This window comes from Chryseolinea lacunae (assembly GCF_016735595.1).
Taxonomy (GTDB): Bacteria; Bacteroidota; Bacteroidia; order Cytophagales; family Cyclobacteriaceae; genus Chryseolinea; species Chryseolinea lacunae.
Genome location: NZ_JAERRB010000016.1, coordinates 16061 through 31107, shown reverse-complemented (window position 1 = coordinate 31107; position 15047 = coordinate 16061). Strand labels below are relative to the sequence as shown.

The window sequence follows — 15047 nt, the reverse complement described above, 5'->3', positions numbered from 1 at the left end:
AACCGCAAAATAATTGCAGTGGCGCACACTAACCTTGCGCCTGTCAACCAAATCGTTCCCGCCATGAAAACAGCCCTGCACATCACACTCATGCAATCCAACAGATCCATTCCTGTTCTTGCCTTGCTCACAAAGTTTTTCGGCGTGCTCTCTTTGTTGTGCGCGATTGTGCCGCTGGCAAACGGCCAGCAGCTTTCGGGCTGGGGCTTTGATGGAAGCCTGCTGGGAGGCGACCTGATCCTGCCCATACCCGTGCAAGCCACCGACATCAAACAAGTGTCGCTCGCCACCGACCGCATCATGGCTCTGAAAGCAGACGGCACGCTTGTGGAATGGGGCAACGGACTGCAGCTGGGCCCGCTCGCCAACGTGAAGAAAACCGCCATCGGCGACATCCATCGCCTGGCGCTGCTGGCCAACGGCACAGTCGTGGCAATCTCCGACTTCAATGTGCACGGTGAAGCCGATGTGTCGGCCTATCAAAACATTATAGACATTGCAGCGGGTGGAGAAGTAACGGCGGTGCTAACCGCCGACGGCCGCGTGCTGATGACTGACAACGTGAGTTACGCTGTGCCCCTGGCAGCCCAGTCGGGTGTGGTGGCCATTGATGCACTGCAGACCAACATCATTGCGCTCAAGTCCGATGGGACGGTGGTGACCTGGGGCGCGCCGTCGTTCACCCCAAATGCGCCGGCAACGCTAGGCCCTATAGTGGCTTCCAAAGTGGGCGATCAGTTTGGTGCCGCAATCCGCCCCGACGGATCGGTTTCCATGTGGGGGCCCTATCAGGGAAACCAACTCGACATTCCCCAGGCGCTGGCCAACGTGATCGACCTGGCCGCCGGCTATTTTCATACGCTCGCGCTGCAAAGCGACGGGCATGTTCTGGCCTGGGGTGGCGTACGTTTCAACACGCCCATGCAAACTGAATTTGGTCAAACGCTCACTCCCGACACGTTGCATCACATCCTGTCCGTTGCCGCGGGGCCAGCCACCTCGCTTGCACTCACCTCCAACGAAATAGCGTTCACGCTCTGGGGGCGTGACTCTACAAGCCAGTCCTATCCCGCCAGCGAGCGCCACATTCGCCAACTCGCCGCAGGCGACAAATTCACGGTGGTGCTCTACGCCGACGGAACCGTTCAACGGTTTGGCAACGCGCCCGCGCTCACCGTTCCCACAGGGCTCATCAATGTGAAACAAGTGGCCTGCGGCAACGCGCACGCCGTGGCCCTGAAAGCCGATGGAACGTTGCAGACGTGGGGTGCCAATGCCGACGGGCAGTTGAACGCCTCCATTATCACCACCGCCAAAGCAGTGGCCTGTGGCACGGCGCATAGCCTGGCGTTGCTGGCCAATGGCACCGTGGTGGCCTGGGGTAAAAACAATTCCGGTCAAACCACTGTGCCCGCATCATTGCAGCATGTGAAAATGATCAGCGGTGGCATGGCACACAGCGCCGCATTGCTCGACAACGGCACCGTGATGACATGGGGCAACCTCACTTCGCCACCGTGGACCAACATCGTAGCCATTGCGTCGGGCGCCAACCATGTGTTGGGACTGCAAGCCGATGGCACCGTGCTGGCCTGGGGCGATGCAGCCGAAACTGCGCTTCCCACCGGTCTCAACAACGTCATTGCCTTGTCGGCATTCGGGCGCAACAACATGGCGCTGCTGGCAAACGGGAACGTGGTTTCGTGGGGCGACGATGCTGACCCTGCACCGCCTATTAAAAATGTGAGAAGCATTGCCGCTGGCGCACACCACGGCGGGGCTGTTCTGGTGAACCCTGCGCCCATCGTGCAAATCGTTTCCAACCTCACCGAATTTGTGGAAGGTGAACCGCCCGTTGCCGTCGCCAGCGTGCCTGCGCTTGGTTATGGGCGTGTAGAAAAAGTTACAGTAACCATCACCGCTGGATTTGTGGCGGGTGATGTTCTGTCTGTTGCAGCATCAGAGTTGGCGACATCGTTCAACACTGCCACGGGACAATTGACCCTCAGCGGGAGCGCACCGGCGGCAGTCTACACACGGGTGCTGAGAACGCTTCAGTTTGGATCGACCAGCGAAAGCCCTGCGTTGCACGACAAGCGTACGTTGACGTATATCGTGTATGGAGGCTTAACACAAAGCTTACCCGTGCATGCAGAAATATCTGTGATTGGTGTGAACGATGCACCCTCGTTCACAAAAGGAACAGACATGACGGTAGTAGAAAATTCAGCACAGCATACATTCGCCCACTGGGCAACCAACATCAGCGCAGGCCCCGCTGACGAAGCGAGTCAGGCACTCACGTTCACCATCACGCCCGACGAGACGCGCTTCTTCACTGCCGGTCCAACCCTTCGCCCCAATGGCGACCTTGACTTCACACTGGCCGATAACTTTTCAGGAACCATCACCTGCAACGTTGTGCTGCGCGACAACGTTGGCACGGCACGCGGCGGCATCGATGTGAGTGGTGCGCAAACCTTCACCATCACGGTGCTCGACGAACCTTCCGATCTGTTCATCCCCACCTTCTTCTCTCCCAACAACGATGGCACCAACGACGTGTTCCGCATCCGCAGCGAGGCGCTCACGCAAATCAACCTGGTGATCTTCGATATGTCGGGAAGCAGGGTTTTCCAAACCGACGATGTGGAGCAGGCAACCGATCGAGGATGGAATGGAATGTCGGAAGGAAAGGCATTGCCTCCGGGGTCGTATACATGGGCGATCAAAGGTGTGTTTAGAACCGGTGAGCCAGCAACGTTCAGAGGGAAGCGGTCGGGGCAAGTATTATTAGTACGATAGAGCCAGTACGATAGTCGATGAATGTGTAGCACATCGTTCCCGAACGGAGCGTTTTGGTCACGATCACACCATCACATTTCGAAATCGTCAACTCGCCAACAACCCTACGCCAAACAACAGCACAAACACTAATGTGGACAGTGCCATTTGTTTCAGGTAAGGATCAAGTTCGTGGGAAGGCTTTCGCTGCACGGCAACGCCGTTGCGAATGAACAACGGCAGACTAAGAAGAAACAGAAATTGCCATACGGAATGAAAGGTGAGCACACTATAGACCGTGGCCGCCAGCAGTCCGCCAATCAACAAGATCCAATGATAGGCCACTGCATTGCTCCGGCCAATGCGCACGGGGATAGAGAACTTGCCTGCGGCTTTGTCTGATTCAATGTCGCGGATGTTGTTCACGTTCAGCACGCCGATAGAGAACAGGCCGCAACTGAGGGCGGGCAATATTTCGCGCCACGAGAGTTGTTGTGTGAACAGATAGTAGGAACCCATCACGCCCACAAGACCAAAAAAGATCAGTACCGAAAAGTCGCCGAGGCCCACATAGCCATACGGTCTTTTTCCTACGGTGTAGGCAATGGCTGCCAGGATGCTGAGCACGCCCAGGCCAAAGAAAAACAGGATGGCATTCCAGTTGAACCCGAACGACACCAGCAACAAACTGACGCCGCTAAAAAGACACAAGGCCACAAAGATGACGACGGCCGTTTTCATTTGCCCGGCCGAGATGGCACCACTCTGCACGGCACGTGTCGGCCCTTTGCGACCGGCGTGGTCGGCACCGTTCACGGAGTCGCCATAGTCGTTGGCCAGGTTAGAGAGCACTTGCAGGAAGATGGTGGTGAGCACGCAGAGCAGGAAGATGTTCCAGCGGAAAGCGCCTGCCGAAGCGGCAAGAAACCCGCCCATGGCAATGCACGACAGCGACAGCGGCAACGTGCGCAGGCGAAAGGCTTGTAACCAGATTTTAATATCCATGACGTTCGGAAATATGGGGCGAATATAATTCAATTCCCGCGACGCGGCGCAGGCTTTTGCCCTACAGAATCTGAAGAATGGTGTAGCGCTGGTTATTGAACGTAAACGCGTCGTTCACGGCCAGCCCAAGCAGCGATTTTCCTAGGGGCGATGCCGGGGCCAGCACCAGAAATTCGGTGCCCGAAACCAGCAGTTTGCCAATGCCCACCGCGAGATAGAACGTGTGGGCCGTGGTGACCACCACACTGCCCGCAGCCACCTTGTCGTGGTGCAGGGCTGGGTTGAGCTGGTTTATGATTTGCAGGAGCTTCTGTGCTTCGTGCGCCTGCTGTGCCGCCTTGTCGCGCTCGATCTGCGCCATGGCCCGACCGGTTTCATATTTGTCGCCGGCGCTGCTCTTGCCTTCTTCGTTGGCGGCTTCCTGTGCGTGGTCCATGGCCTGGCGTGCCGTGGCCAAACGCTGTTCGGCATAGTGGCGGCAGGCCTGCTGCAAGTCTTCTTTTATGGAAAGGGAAAGCATGGGGCGTTGTGGTAGATAACTTGAACTGGATTGGCGAATGAAAGACTACAGCCCCAGGGCGTCGACAATCTGCTTGTCGAGGGGGCTTACTTTCGAGGGGAAGAACTTCACCACGGTGCCGTCTGGGTTCACCACAAACTTGCAGAAATTCCACGAGGGCACTTCGCCCGTCTTGGCCTCAAGCCATTTGTAGAGCGGGTGTTTGTCGCGGCCTTTCACCGATATTTTTTCGAACATCTGAAACTTCACGCCATAGTTTTTTTCGCAGAAAGTAGCAATCTCGTCGTTGCTGCCGGGCTCCTGCCACAGGAAGTTGTTGGCCGGAAAGCCAAGCACCGCCACCTTGTCGCCATAGTTTTCGTGAATCTTTTCGAGGTCGGCATACTGAGGCGTGAACCCGCACTTGGAGGCGGTGTTCACGATCAGTAAGGTCTTGCCTTTATAGACCGAAAAATCAATTTCGTGTCCGTCGAGGGCGGTCATTTTGAAATCGTAGATTGTTCCTGTCACCGGTCCGGGTTTGCCAGACGATAGTTTTCCTGAAATAAATGCGGCAAGTCCCATCCCGATAACGACAATAACGCCGGCTTTAATTAATCTCATCCAAAATCTGTTTGTCCAACGGGCTCACCTTAGAGGCGAAGAACTTCACGGTGCCGTCGGGTTTCACCAGGTATTTGCAAAAATTCCAGCTGGGTTCTTCACCCGTCTTGTCTTTCAGAAATTTGAAGAGTGCCGACTGGTCGTCGCCTTTCACCGACACCTTTTCGAACATCTGAAACGTGACGCCATAGTTTTTCTGGCAGAACGATGCAATCTCGGTGTTGGTGCCGGGCTCTTGCGAACCAAAGTTGTTGGCCGGGAAACCGAGAATGGTCACCTTGCTGCCATACTGATCGTTCAGCTTTTGCAGGTCGGCATACTGCGGGGTGAAGCCGCACTTCGACGCCGTGTTCACAATGAGCAGGGTCTTGCCCTTGTACTTGGCAAAATCAATGACATCGCCATCGATCGAATTCATCTTGAAATCATAAACAGAAGATGCCATAGTGGGAAGAAAAAGTAGGATAGAAAAAAGAATGGTTTTCATAGGGTAGTGCTTTTTATAAGAACAGCAAAATTTACGATTTGTTCCGCACATGCGGGATTCCTTTCATCACAATTAACGGTAACCGAAGAAGTGACGCCGCCGCTCCCCAAGGCGCGGCCCTTGCGCCTTACATCTTTTCGGGCACCGCTATGCCCAGCAGGTTCATGGCCTTGCCAATGGCATCGGCAATGGCCTTGGTGAACGCAACCCGGAATTTGAGCTTGACCTGGTCTGCCTCGTTGAAGACAGGAATGTTCTGATAGAATTTGTTGTAAACCTTGGCCAGATCGAACGCATAGTTGGCAATGACCGCCGGCGAATATTCGCGGGCTGCCTCGCGGATTTTAGTTTCAAACAAACTTAACACAACCAAAGCTTCGCGCTCTTCAGGTTCAAGGGTGTGCACCAGCCTCAAATCGGCTTCGGTACAAACCAGATTCATGCTCTCCGCTTTGCGCCCAATGGAGCGACAGCGGGCGTGTGTGTATTGAATGAACGGCCCGGTGAATCCTTGCAATTGAATGGACTCGTTGGGGTCGAACAACATGCGTTTCTTCGGATCTACTTTCAGCAAGAAAAACTTCAAACCACCAAGACCGATCATCTCGAACAATTGTTTTGCTTCGTCCTCGCTCAGGTCTTCGATCCTGCCCAGCTTGCGAGTAAGCACCTCGGCTTCGTCAACCATTTCCTGCATCAGGTCGTCGGCGTCTACTACGGTGCCTTCGCGCGATTTCATTTTGCCCGTGGGCAAATCTACCATGCCATACGACAAGTGGAAACAACGCTTGGCCCATTCGAACCCGAGCTTGCTCAGGATGATGAACAACACTTTGAAGTGATGCTCCTGTTCGTTGCCCACGGTGTATACCTGTCCCATAATTTTGGGGAAGTCGGTGAAGCGGAGAATGGCCGTGCCAATGTCCTGCGTCATATACACCGACGTGCCGTCTGAGCGGAGCAACAATTTCTGATCGAGCCCCTCGGCGGTGAGGTCAACCCACACCGAGCCGTCTTCTTTTTGGAAGAACAAACCTTTCTCCACGCCCTTCAACACTTCCTGTTTGCCCAACAGATAAGTATCCGATTCGTAGTAGAGCTTTTCGAAGTCAACGCCCATGCGTTTGTAGGTGGCGCTGAAGCCGTTGTATACCCAGCCGTTCATGGTTTTCCAGAGGGCCACGGTTTCTTCGTCTTTCTGCTCCCACTTGCGCAACATGTCCTGGGCAATGCCCATGATGGCGGTTTTGTTTTGAGCAATTTCTTTTATGGCGGCTTTTTGTTCAGCAATTTTCTCTTCCAGAGAAATCACATTCTTCAACAGCGCCTGAAGCTTCTTCAGCTTTTGTTCAATGTCTTTTGCGGGCACATCGCCGGTGTCTTCTGCACTCAGATTTTTCAGCACATCCTTCCACGTCGCCTTCTCTGCCAGCGCCAGCGCGAACGATTCTTCAACACCCGCGCCCAGGGCCGAAATGGCCGCACGGTCAACCGCGACGGCTTCTGTTTGAAGTTTGTTCTGAAGAACAGCTATCTGCTTGTTGCAGGCCAGCAGCTGGTCGGTTTCGGTTTTGCTGAAGCCCTCCACCACACCGCTTTCAATGGTTTCGATGATGGGCTTGACCTGAACTTTAAGTTCCTTGTCGAACTTCACATAATACTTTCCCACCAGGTGATCGCCCTTCACGCCTGTGCTCTCCGGTGTCTCACCATTGCCAAAAAGTTTCCAGGCCGCCATCGACTTGCAGATGTGGATGCCGCGGTCGTTGATGATCTGCACCTTGTGCACGTTGAAACCGTTGGCCGCATAAATCTCTGCCACGCTGTAGCCGAGAAAGTTGTTGCGCAAGTGCCCGAGGTGCAAGGGCTTGTTAGTGTTGGGCGACGAATATTCGATCATGATCTCCTGCCCGTTGGGCGGCAGCTGACCATAGTTGGGGTTGGCAAAAATAGTTTGAAACACCTCTACCCACACCGCGTCGTTCAGCACCAGGTTCAAAAATCCTTTCACCACGTTGAAGCGGTTCACCATGCCCGAGTGTTGCACCAGGTAGTCGCCAATGAGGCGGCCGGTTTCTTCGGGGCCTTTGCGCGACAGTTTGGTTAAGGGAAAACACACCAGCGTGTGCGAGCCTTCAAACTCGTGGTTGGTGGGCTGCACCTGCACGGCGTCGATAGTCTGATTGAACAGGGCCGTGACGGCGTTTTGTATTTGAGTGCGAAGTGTTTGGTCGAGATTCATGTCTATGCTGTTACCGTAAAAGCCGCGGAGGCGCAAAGGTAAATGCTATCACGCCTTTCTCTTTGCACCTCCGCGCTTCTGCGATGAAATTACGATTGTGTCAATTGCTGTGGCTTACCATCCCAACACGTAGGCGAACATCAACGGCGCCACAATGGTGGCATCGCTTTCTACGATGAACTTTGGTGTTTCGATGCTGAGCTTGCCCCAGGTTATTTTTTCGTTGGGCACCGCGCCCGAATACGATCCGTAGCTGGTGGTGGAGTCGCTGATCTGGCAGAAGTAGCTCCAGAATGGCACGTTGTCTTTTTCAAGATCCTGGTGCAGCATGGGCACCACGCAAATGGGGAAGTCGCCGGCAATGCCGCCGCCAATCTGGAAGAAGCCGATGCCGTCTTTGCCCGAGTTTTTGATATACCAATCGGCCAGCCAGGCCATGTATTCAATGCCGCTCTTCATGGTCGAGGCTTTCAGCTCGCCCGTGAACACGTATGAAGCAAAGATGTTGCCCATGGTCGAATCTTCCCAACCCGGCACCACCATCGGCATGTTGCGTTCGGCGGCGGCGATCATCCACGAGTTTTTAGGATCGATTTCATATTCTTCTTTCAGGTCGCCGCTGTTGAGCATGCGGAACATGAACTCGTGGGGGAAAAGACGTTCGCCTTTGTCTTCGGCATCTTTCCACACTTTATACAAATGCTTCTGCAATTTGCGGAAGGCTTCTTCTTCGGGAATGCACGTGTCGGTTACGCGGTTCAGGTGGTTCTGCAACAGGTCCCACTCCTGCTCGGGGGTGAGGTCGCGGTAGTTGGGAATGCGTTTGTAGTGCGAGTGGGCCACCAGGTTCATGATGTCTTCTTCGAGGTTGGCGCCGGTGCACGATATGATTTGCACTTTGTCCTGGCGAATCATTTCGGCAAAGCTCAGGCCCAGTTCGGCGGTGCTCATGGCGCCGGCAAGTGTCACCATCATTTTCTTGCCTTCGGCAATATGCTTTTTGTAGCCTTTTGCTGCATCCACCAGTGCGGCGGAGTTGAAGTGTAGATAATGCTTTTCGATAAAGGTGGAAATCGGTCCGTTTTGGCTCATGATTGGAATGTATTAATAGAGAATAAACTTCAATTTTGGGGCGAAATTAAGGAAAAAGGCCGAAGTTTAAGGAGGTTTTTTAAAGCTCCGTCGATTCCCTGCACAATGAACCGGAAGGCCGTCGTTATATTGACAATCCATCCTGAAGCAGCGGAACAACAACGTTTCCATGCGTTCGGCTTGGGCAGCCGCGGATTTTTTTTCGAAACAAACCGCGGAGAGGCTTTCACTTCACAGATTTTTTTAAATCCGCAGCCAGGCATGCGGACAGTTAAAGACGCACTATGCACAACAGTTTTACAGTCGGTTTTTTCCTGGCGGCATGCTTCGCCCTCAGTTTCAACCTGGCGGCACAGGACAAGGACAAAGACAAAGAAGGGTTCACGGTAGTGAAAAAGGATGGCACCATCACCATCTATGAGCGCTGGATCACCTACCCCGGGTCGGAGCCGCCCATTAAGGCGCGCGAAGTGAAGGGCGAGTTCTTTTTTCACAACACCATCTTTGCCGGCCTCCACCTCATTCAGGACGAAAAGAAAATAAAGGACTGGCAAAGCCATGTGTCGGAATTTAAGGTCTATCCCCAACCCGACACCGCCACCTGGCTGGAATATTCCTATCACGACATTCCCTGGCCCGTGAGCGACCAGGACCACTTCCTGGAATATAAACTAACGGAGCTCATACCCGGCCGCAAGCTCTTTGTCACCTTCAACTCAAAGCCCAACGAAACCCTGGCCCCCAAGCGCGACGGCGTTACCCGCATGCAACTGTCGGGCAGCTGGACCCTGGAGCAGATCGGACCCAACCACGTGAAGGTGATTTACAGAATCCTGTCCAAGCCCATCGGCATCCCCAAGTTCCTCACCGACCCCATCATCCGCAGCAACATCATGACCACCATCGAAGAATATGTGGCCCTGCTGGAGCCTCAGCCCAAGAAATAGCCCCTAAAAACACCGAAGGCGAGCCGATTCATCGGCTCGCCTTCGCGCTATATAAATTCTTCAGGTTTGCCTTATTGTGCCAGCACAGGGCGGCCCAACACGGCTTGCGAGGTGGCTTGCAGGATTTCGAAGGCACTTTCGGCCATCCGGTTTTCGGTGTCCAAAGTGGGGTTCACTTCGCTTATTTCCCAGGCGCACACCTTGGGGCTTTTGGCCAGGGTCACGTTCAGGATTTTGGCTTCTTCTACCGACAGGCCGTTGGCCACGGGGCTTCCGGTTCCGGTAGACACCGACGGATCGAGGGCGCTCACATCGAACGACACATAGATGAGGTCGCAGTGGTCGAGCATCTTCAGGGCCTTTTCGGCGATTTTGGCCGGGCCAGCTTTCACCTCTTCGGCTTCGATGTAGTTGACGTTGTATTTGTTGATGAGGTAGTTCTCCGATTTTTCGAGGTCGCGCACGGCAATGAACACGATGTCTTCCGGATAGACCTTGCGGCCGGGCATGCCCACGTTTTCAATTTGTTCCCAATAGTCGAGGGTTTCGCCTTTGGGGTCGTTCACCTTGCACTCCAGGTTGTCTATGCCGCAGGCCATGGCCAGGGGCATGGTGTGCATGTTGCCCGAGGGCGAGGTGAAGGGGGTTTGGATGTCGGCATGGGCGTCGATCCAGATCACGCCGAGGCGGGCTTTGGGATCGGCCTTTTTGATGCCGGCAATGGTGCCATAGGCGGTGCTGTGGTCGCCCGAGAGGATGATGGGAAAATATTCTTCCCAGATGGTTTCATATACTTCCAGGCACACGCGCTCCTCCATCACCATCACACCGTCTATGAACCGGGCGTGGGGGTGTTTGGCGCCGTCGAACAGGAGATCGTTCACGTGTTCAACTTCAACAGACTCGTTTTGCTTAAAGAAATCGGAATCCAGGTCCAGGCTGGCGATCTTAATGGCCTCCACGCCCAGGCTCGCACCTCGGGTGCCGGCACCGATCTCTGACTTTACTTCGATGATCTTCAACGCTTTCACAGGAATATAAATTAAGGTTTTTGAATGAAATGGTTATTCGTTTTAAAACAAAAGCACAAGATTTCCTCACCAGCCCGCTAGAAGTCGGGCAAAGCATGCATGCCGGCGGGTACCGGTTTAACAATGCAGAAGGAAAAACGATTAACCATGGGTTCAGAATGTGTATTGCAAAGATGGCAAATTTATCACAATATTGCACCTCTTTCCCAACGGGCAACACCAGAAAGAAAGCCACCTGAGTAATTAATAGAAACATAACTTTTTATTCACGGTTAACCAATAAAGATTCCACGATTTAAATGAAGAGTTACCGCGAGCTGATTGAGCAAACCTTTGAGTTTCCCCAGAAAGAATTTAAGGTGCGCGACCACGAGTTGTTGTTTAACGACGTGCCGTTGATGGACATCATCAAACAATATGGCACCCCGCTTAAACTAACCTATCTCCCCCGCATAAGCGAAAACATTCGCTACGTCCAGGCCACGTTCAACAACGCCATGGAACGTTTCAAGTATAACGCCAAATACACCTATTGCTATTGCACCAAGTCTTCGCACTTCTCCTTCATTATGCAGGAGGCGCTGAAGAACACCGACGTGCACATGGAAACATCGTCGAGCTTCGACATTCCCATTGTGCGCTCGCTGCACGCACAAGGCAAAGTGAGCAAAGACACCTACATTCTTTGCAACGGCTTCAAGATGCCGCTCTATCGCCAATACATCAGCGAACTGCTCAACGACGGCTTCCACAACTGCATTCCCATTCTCGACAACCTGGGCGAAGTTGACTTCTATGAAGAGAACGTGACAGTGCCCTACAAAGTGGGCATCCGCGTGGCCGCCGACGAAGAACCCAAGTTCGAGTTCTATACCTCACGCCTCGGCATCCGCTACAGCGACATCAATTCGTTCTACAAAGAAAAGATCGAGAAGAGCGACAAAGTATCGCTCAAGATGCTGCACTTCTTCATCAACACCGGCATCAAAGACACCGCCTACTACTGGAGCGAACTTAGCCGCTTCATCTTCAAATATTGCGAACTGAAAAAGATCTGCGATTCGCTTGACTCCATCGACATCGGTGGCGGCTTCCCCATCAAGACATCGCTCACCTTCCACTACGACTACAAGTACATGATTGAACAAATCGTGGAAAACATCAAGTGGATCTGCGACAAAAACAACGTGCCCGTGCCCAACATCTTCACCGAGTTCGGCAGCTACACCGTTGGCGAAAGCGGCGCCGTGCTCTATTCGCTGGTAGACCAGAAACTGCAGAACGACAAAGAGCTGTGGTATATGATCGACGGCTCGTTTATTACGCACTTGCCCGATGCGTGGGGCCTGAACCAGAAGTATATTCTTCTCGCTCTCAATAAGTGGGACGATCCTTATCACAAAGTGAACATTGGTGGGTTGACGTGCGATAGCATGGACTACTATAATTCTGAAGCCCACACCGGCGAAGTGTTTCTTCCGATGATTACGGATGAAGAGCCGTTGTATATTGGCTTCTTTCACACGGGTGCTTATCAGGAGTCGCTTGGTGGTTATGGGGGTATTCAGCACTGTCTTATTCCTGCACCTAAGCATGTGCTTGTGAATCGGGATGAGGATGGGGTGATTACTACGGAGTTGTTTGCTCCGGAGCAGAGTAGTGAGAGTATGTTGAAGGTGCTTGGTTATGGAAAGTAGTTAGTCACCTAATAAGAAATATAAAGCCGTCTCTTCGAGACGGCTTTCTTTTTTTCTGAACGTTTTGTTAGATAGTATGGATACTGCTTGGCGGTTTTCTCGCTTTTCATAGCCCCGCTCCCGGGCCGCGGTGGCCCCGCATACCTCCATCAGGGCTAGACCCGACCCGCGCATGCCATGACCAGGCCAAAGGTCGGCTCAGGCCCTGATGGAGGTATGCTGGAGGGAGGTGTGGGTGTGGGGGTTGGGTGTGACGTTGGGGGTGTGCTTTGCCGGTCTGGCGAAAGACTAGCTCGAAGGGGAAAGGATTTTCAAGGCAGGCTCTAGGTGCATGAGTTGGTCTTTGATGGCTTTGCCCGAAGAGACTACATCAAGGTAGTGTTGTCGAAAAAAATGCTGACTTGATCCATCTGAATAGTTTACCTATGAACAATAGGAACGTTATACTTGCCAATGCATTTCTAAAAATCACAACGGGTCGGATGCTTTGCTTATTCGAAATATCGATCCACTCTTCATTGCCGGTATTCTTATATTCCGTTAGTTCATATTTTAGTTCCGGATCAGCTGACGACAACAAATGGATGTCTAGGTATATAATCTTACCCGTGGTGGTTTTTGATTTTACGAAGACATTAGACTCAGTTGCGTGATACGCTAAGATTGCCGCAAGGGTATCCTTGCCATGAATTGTGCGGTCGTCAAGGATATGAATAAATCCTTCTTCCAAAATTTTATATCCTTGAAGCTTGTCATGCTCAATCGTAATCCCCCGAGGCATTTTCGCCTGAAACATAAACGCCTGTCCAAACCGCGATAACCAAAAATCAACCATCACCGCTGCCAACAAACAAATGACTAAGCTGATATTTATAACAGTAAGTCCATTTCTACTTTTCATAACAACATTCATTGAATTCCAACATTCCCTTAGTTTCCTTCAGCTAGTTCGTTCACGATACGCCGGTATTAACCTGCCAGAACAGCTTTACTTCTTCCTCCCCTTGTCATCAATCCTGTCCAAAAGAACATCCAACTCCTCAACCAACTCCGAAGGAGGTGATTTTTTTAAGACACAAGATCTAAGTTTCTTAAAATACCTCACTGAATTTTTCTGCCCTGACAATAAGTAAAACACTGTATCTCTGCCCGAAACTCGTTCAATTCTGAAATTATACGTGTCGACTTTTTGGAATTCCTTCAACTGTGTATCCTCTTTATAATAGAAAGACTCTACTTGGTCAAAAATCTTCTTATCGACAACTACAAAACTTTCAAAGAAGGACGAATCAGGGAGTTTTCTTTCTGTGATTGTTATATCATAAATAGGAACGTCGTTAGGCCCCCTATGAAGAAATCTTAGGGCTCTGAATTCTTGTGGTTCCTGCCCGGGAACCAGAGACAAAAAAAGAAAGATTATCTGTAACATCGGTTTAATTCCCTATCGCGGTTAGACAAAAAATCAAATACCCATGCCTCTCGAACTTTATCATTTCGATGGTAAAAAAATTACACCTCTAAGCATTGCGTTAGGCGTTTTATCTACTGCAATTGAATCGCCGTTTACCGTTATTTCCCAGGTGATTGGATCAAATGTTTGGTGTTGATAGTTGGGATCTATCGCTCCATCGTCGTTGAGGTCATTTATCAAGTTCAATGTATCACTCTTTAAAAACATCTTCAGTAACGTATCGTTCTCGGTAAATCGTTCCATTCCGCTATTCACTACAATCGTATTATCGCCAAGAGTCAGATATTGATACGGCGGATCTTTAACCAACGAGCTTAAGTAAATCTCAGGATAAATTCTAAATTTAGTTTGGCTATCAGTCTCCCTTACCACCATTCTAAAAAAATGATACTTCTGATTCTGCTCCCTCTCGAAATTGACTGAATCGATGTAACTCTCAACAACTAACCTGACATCGGCTCTCAAGTTGCTAACCACGTAATTTACCTTGACACTAGTGGGTGCTTTATTACAACTTGAGAACAAAATACATCCCGCAAATATTGCTATTCTTCTGAACATCATGATTTTAACTTTCACTTTTCAGCCTTTCTCGTCCATTGGCTTTATTTAGGCAACGTAAAATCAATCTTGCCTACATAGCGGACGTCAGGATTTCTAACGCCTTTTTCCAAGGAAACGGAATCATCCACAATCTCAACTCTCCACACTTGAGAATCATAAGTGAAGCCTGGCTCTTCAAAAAAAGCATCACTGATATTGTTAGCAGAAAGAAAATCCTTAAGCTGTTGAAGAAACGCAGCATCTTGATCGTATAGGCTTCCCAACCTGGACCGCACAACAACAACATTCCCATCAAGCAAGAAGTACCCAACCACCGAGAATCTAACCAGGGCATCATAATAGATTGTCGAGTTAATAGTTATGGTTGTTTTAAAATCCTTCTCCTCCACCAGAAGTTGATATACCTTGGGAAATTGTCTAGAAGAATCTGATTCTATGTATTCTTTCAGGTGACGGATAACTTTCGCATTTCTAAAATGCATTTGCTTTGGCAAATGAATTTCTATCAGAGAATTACCCGCGCTCTCCACGTCATCTCTTTTGCCACAACCGCTCAACACAATAGCAATAAAAATAATCGCAACAGAATTTATTTTTTTCATGT

General features: G+C 51.2%; 15 protein-coding genes. 4 read left to right on the top strand and 11 right to left on the bottom strand.

What is annotated here, in order from left to right:
• Positions 1-63 precede the first annotated feature (63 nt).
• Positions 64-2805, top strand: a complete 2742-nt coding sequence (locus JI741_RS29335) for a T9SS type B sorting domain-containing protein (protein WP_202015784.1) — start codon at positions 64-66, stop codon at positions 2803-2805.
• Positions 2806-2892: 87 nt separating this feature from the next.
• Here the strand turns inward: JI741_RS29335 and JI741_RS29330 are convergent, their stop codons facing one another.
• The 6 genes from JI741_RS29330 to JI741_RS29305 all read right to left on the bottom strand — a co-directional run bounded on the left by JI741_RS29330 (position 2893) and on the right by JI741_RS29305 (position 8733).
• Complete coding sequence (locus JI741_RS29330) at positions 2893-3789, bottom strand: 1,4-dihydroxy-2-naphthoate polyprenyltransferase (protein ID WP_202015783.1); 897 nt, start codon at positions 3787-3789, stop codon at positions 2893-2895.
• A 61-nt stretch (positions 3790-3850) separates the two neighbouring features.
• Positions 3851-4309 carry a 3-oxoacyl-ACP synthase gene (locus JI741_RS29325; RefSeq protein WP_202015781.1) on the bottom strand — a complete coding sequence of 153 codons (459 nt, stop codon included), beginning with the start codon at positions 4307-4309 and terminating at the stop codon, positions 3851-3853.
• 45 nt (positions 4310-4354) lie between these two features.
• Complete coding sequence (locus JI741_RS29320; protein WP_202015779.1) at positions 4355-4912, bottom strand: glutathione peroxidase; 558 nt, start codon at positions 4910-4912, stop codon at positions 4355-4357.
• Positions 4899-5399, bottom strand: coding sequence for a glutathione peroxidase (locus JI741_RS29315; RefSeq protein WP_202015777.1), 501 nt, complete (start codon positions 5397-5399; stop codon positions 4899-4901). The genes JI741_RS29320 and JI741_RS29315 overlap by 14 nt, the downstream gene beginning before the upstream one ends.
• Positions 5400-5526: 127 nt before the next feature.
• On the bottom strand, positions 5527-7641 hold the full coding sequence (gene argS, locus JI741_RS29310; RefSeq protein WP_202015775.1) for an arginine--tRNA ligase: 2115 nt from the start codon (positions 7639-7641) through the stop codon (positions 5527-5529).
• Between the two features lie 114 nt (positions 7642-7755).
• Positions 7756-8733 carry a deoxyhypusine synthase family protein gene (locus tag JI741_RS29305; RefSeq protein WP_202015773.1) on the bottom strand — a complete coding sequence of 326 codons (978 nt, stop codon included), beginning with the start codon at positions 8731-8733 and terminating at the stop codon, positions 7756-7758.
• A gap of 284 nt (positions 8734-9017) precedes the next feature.
• Here JI741_RS29305 and JI741_RS29300 point away from each other — a divergent pair, with 284 nt between their 5' ends.
• The gene (locus tag JI741_RS29300; RefSeq protein ID WP_202015771.1) at positions 9018-9680 is read left to right on the top strand and encodes an SRPBCC family protein; all 663 of its coding nucleotides are present in this window, start codon (positions 9018-9020) and stop codon (positions 9678-9680) included.
• Positions 9681-9751: 71 nt separating this feature from the next.
• On the opposite strand, the gene JI741_RS29295 is transcribed toward JI741_RS29300, so the two are convergent.
• Positions 9752-10711, bottom strand: coding sequence for an arginase (locus JI741_RS29295; protein WP_202015769.1), 960 nt, complete (start codon positions 10709-10711; stop codon positions 9752-9754).
• 20 nt (positions 10712-10731) lie between these two features.
• Here JI741_RS29295 and JI741_RS29290 point away from each other — a divergent pair, with 20 nt between their 5' ends.
• Positions 10732-10950 carry a hypothetical protein gene (locus JI741_RS29290; protein ID WP_202015768.1) on the top strand — a complete coding sequence of 73 codons (219 nt, stop codon included), beginning with the start codon at positions 10732-10734 and terminating at the stop codon, positions 10948-10950.
• 60 nt (positions 10951-11010) lie between these two features.
• Positions 11011-12408 (top strand): type III PLP-dependent enzyme domain-containing protein, encoded by a 1398-nt coding sequence (locus tag JI741_RS29285; RefSeq protein ID WP_202015767.1) that lies wholly within the window; start codon positions 11011-11013, stop codon positions 12406-12408.
• 370 nt (positions 12409-12778) lie between these two features.
• Here the strand turns inward: JI741_RS29285 and JI741_RS29280 are convergent, their stop codons facing one another.
• The 4 genes from JI741_RS29280 to JI741_RS29265 all read right to left on the bottom strand — a co-directional run bounded on the left by JI741_RS29280 (position 12779) and on the right by JI741_RS29265 (position 15045).
• Positions 12779-13309: a hypothetical protein gene (locus tag JI741_RS29280; protein ID WP_202015766.1), complete on the bottom strand. Its 531-nt coding sequence runs from the start codon at positions 13307-13309 to the stop codon at positions 12779-12781.
• 87 nt (positions 13310-13396) lie between these two features.
• Positions 13397-13837: a hypothetical protein gene (locus JI741_RS29275; RefSeq protein WP_202015765.1), complete on the bottom strand. Its 441-nt coding sequence runs from the start codon at positions 13835-13837 to the stop codon at positions 13397-13399.
• A gap of 60 nt (positions 13838-13897) precedes the next feature.
• Positions 13898-14458 carry a hypothetical protein gene (locus JI741_RS29270; protein ID WP_202015764.1) on the bottom strand — a complete coding sequence of 187 codons (561 nt, stop codon included), beginning with the start codon at positions 14456-14458 and terminating at the stop codon, positions 13898-13900.
• A 26-nt stretch (positions 14459-14484) separates the two neighbouring features.
• The gene (locus JI741_RS29265; protein WP_202015763.1) at positions 14485-15045 is read right to left on the bottom strand and encodes a hypothetical protein; all 561 of its coding nucleotides are present in this window, start codon (positions 15043-15045) and stop codon (positions 14485-14487) included.
• Between the last annotated feature and the right edge of the window lie 2 nt (positions 15046-15047).

Excerpts from the sequence above, each read along its gene's own strand:
- JI741_RS29275 (WP_202015765.1), bottom strand. The coding sequence starts at position 13,837 with ATGTTACAGATAATCTTTCTTTTTTTGTCTCTGGTTCCCGGGCAGGAA.
- JI741_RS29300 (WP_202015771.1), top strand. The coding sequence starts at position 9,018 with ATGCACAACAGTTTTACAGTCGGTTTTTTCCTGGCGGCATGCTTCGCC.
- JI741_RS29265 (WP_202015763.1), bottom strand. The coding sequence starts at position 15,045 with ATGAAAAAAATAAATTCTGTTGCGATTATTTTTATTGCTATTGTGTTG.
- JI741_RS29315 (WP_202015777.1), bottom strand. The coding sequence starts at position 5,399 with ATGAAAACCATTCTTTTTTCTATCCTACTTTTTCTTCCCACTATGGCA.
- JI741_RS29305 (WP_202015773.1), bottom strand. The coding sequence starts at position 8,733 with ATGAGCCAAAACGGACCGATTTCCACCTTTATCGAAAAGCATTATCTA.
- JI741_RS29320 (WP_202015779.1), bottom strand. The coding sequence starts at position 4,912 with ATGAGATTAATTAAAGCCGGCGTTATTGTCGTTATCGGGATGGGACTT.
- JI741_RS29325 (WP_202015781.1), bottom strand. The coding sequence starts at position 4,309 with ATGCTTTCCCTTTCCATAAAAGAAGACTTGCAGCAGGCCTGCCGCCAC.
- JI741_RS29285 (WP_202015767.1), top strand. The coding sequence starts at position 11,011 with ATGAAGAGTTACCGCGAGCTGATTGAGCAAACCTTTGAGTTTCCCCAG.
- JI741_RS29330 (WP_202015783.1), bottom strand. The coding sequence starts at position 3,789 with ATGGATATTAAAATCTGGTTACAAGCCTTTCGCCTGCGCACGTTGCCG.
- JI741_RS29280 (WP_202015766.1), bottom strand. The coding sequence starts at position 13,309 with ATGAAAAGTAGAAATGGACTTACTGTTATAAATATCAGCTTAGTCATT.
- JI741_RS29335 (WP_202015784.1), top strand. The coding sequence starts at position 64 with ATGAAAACAGCCCTGCACATCACACTCATGCAATCCAACAGATCCATT.
- argS (WP_202015775.1), bottom strand. The coding sequence starts at position 7,641 with ATGAATCTCGACCAAACACTTCGCACTCAAATACAAAACGCCGTCACG.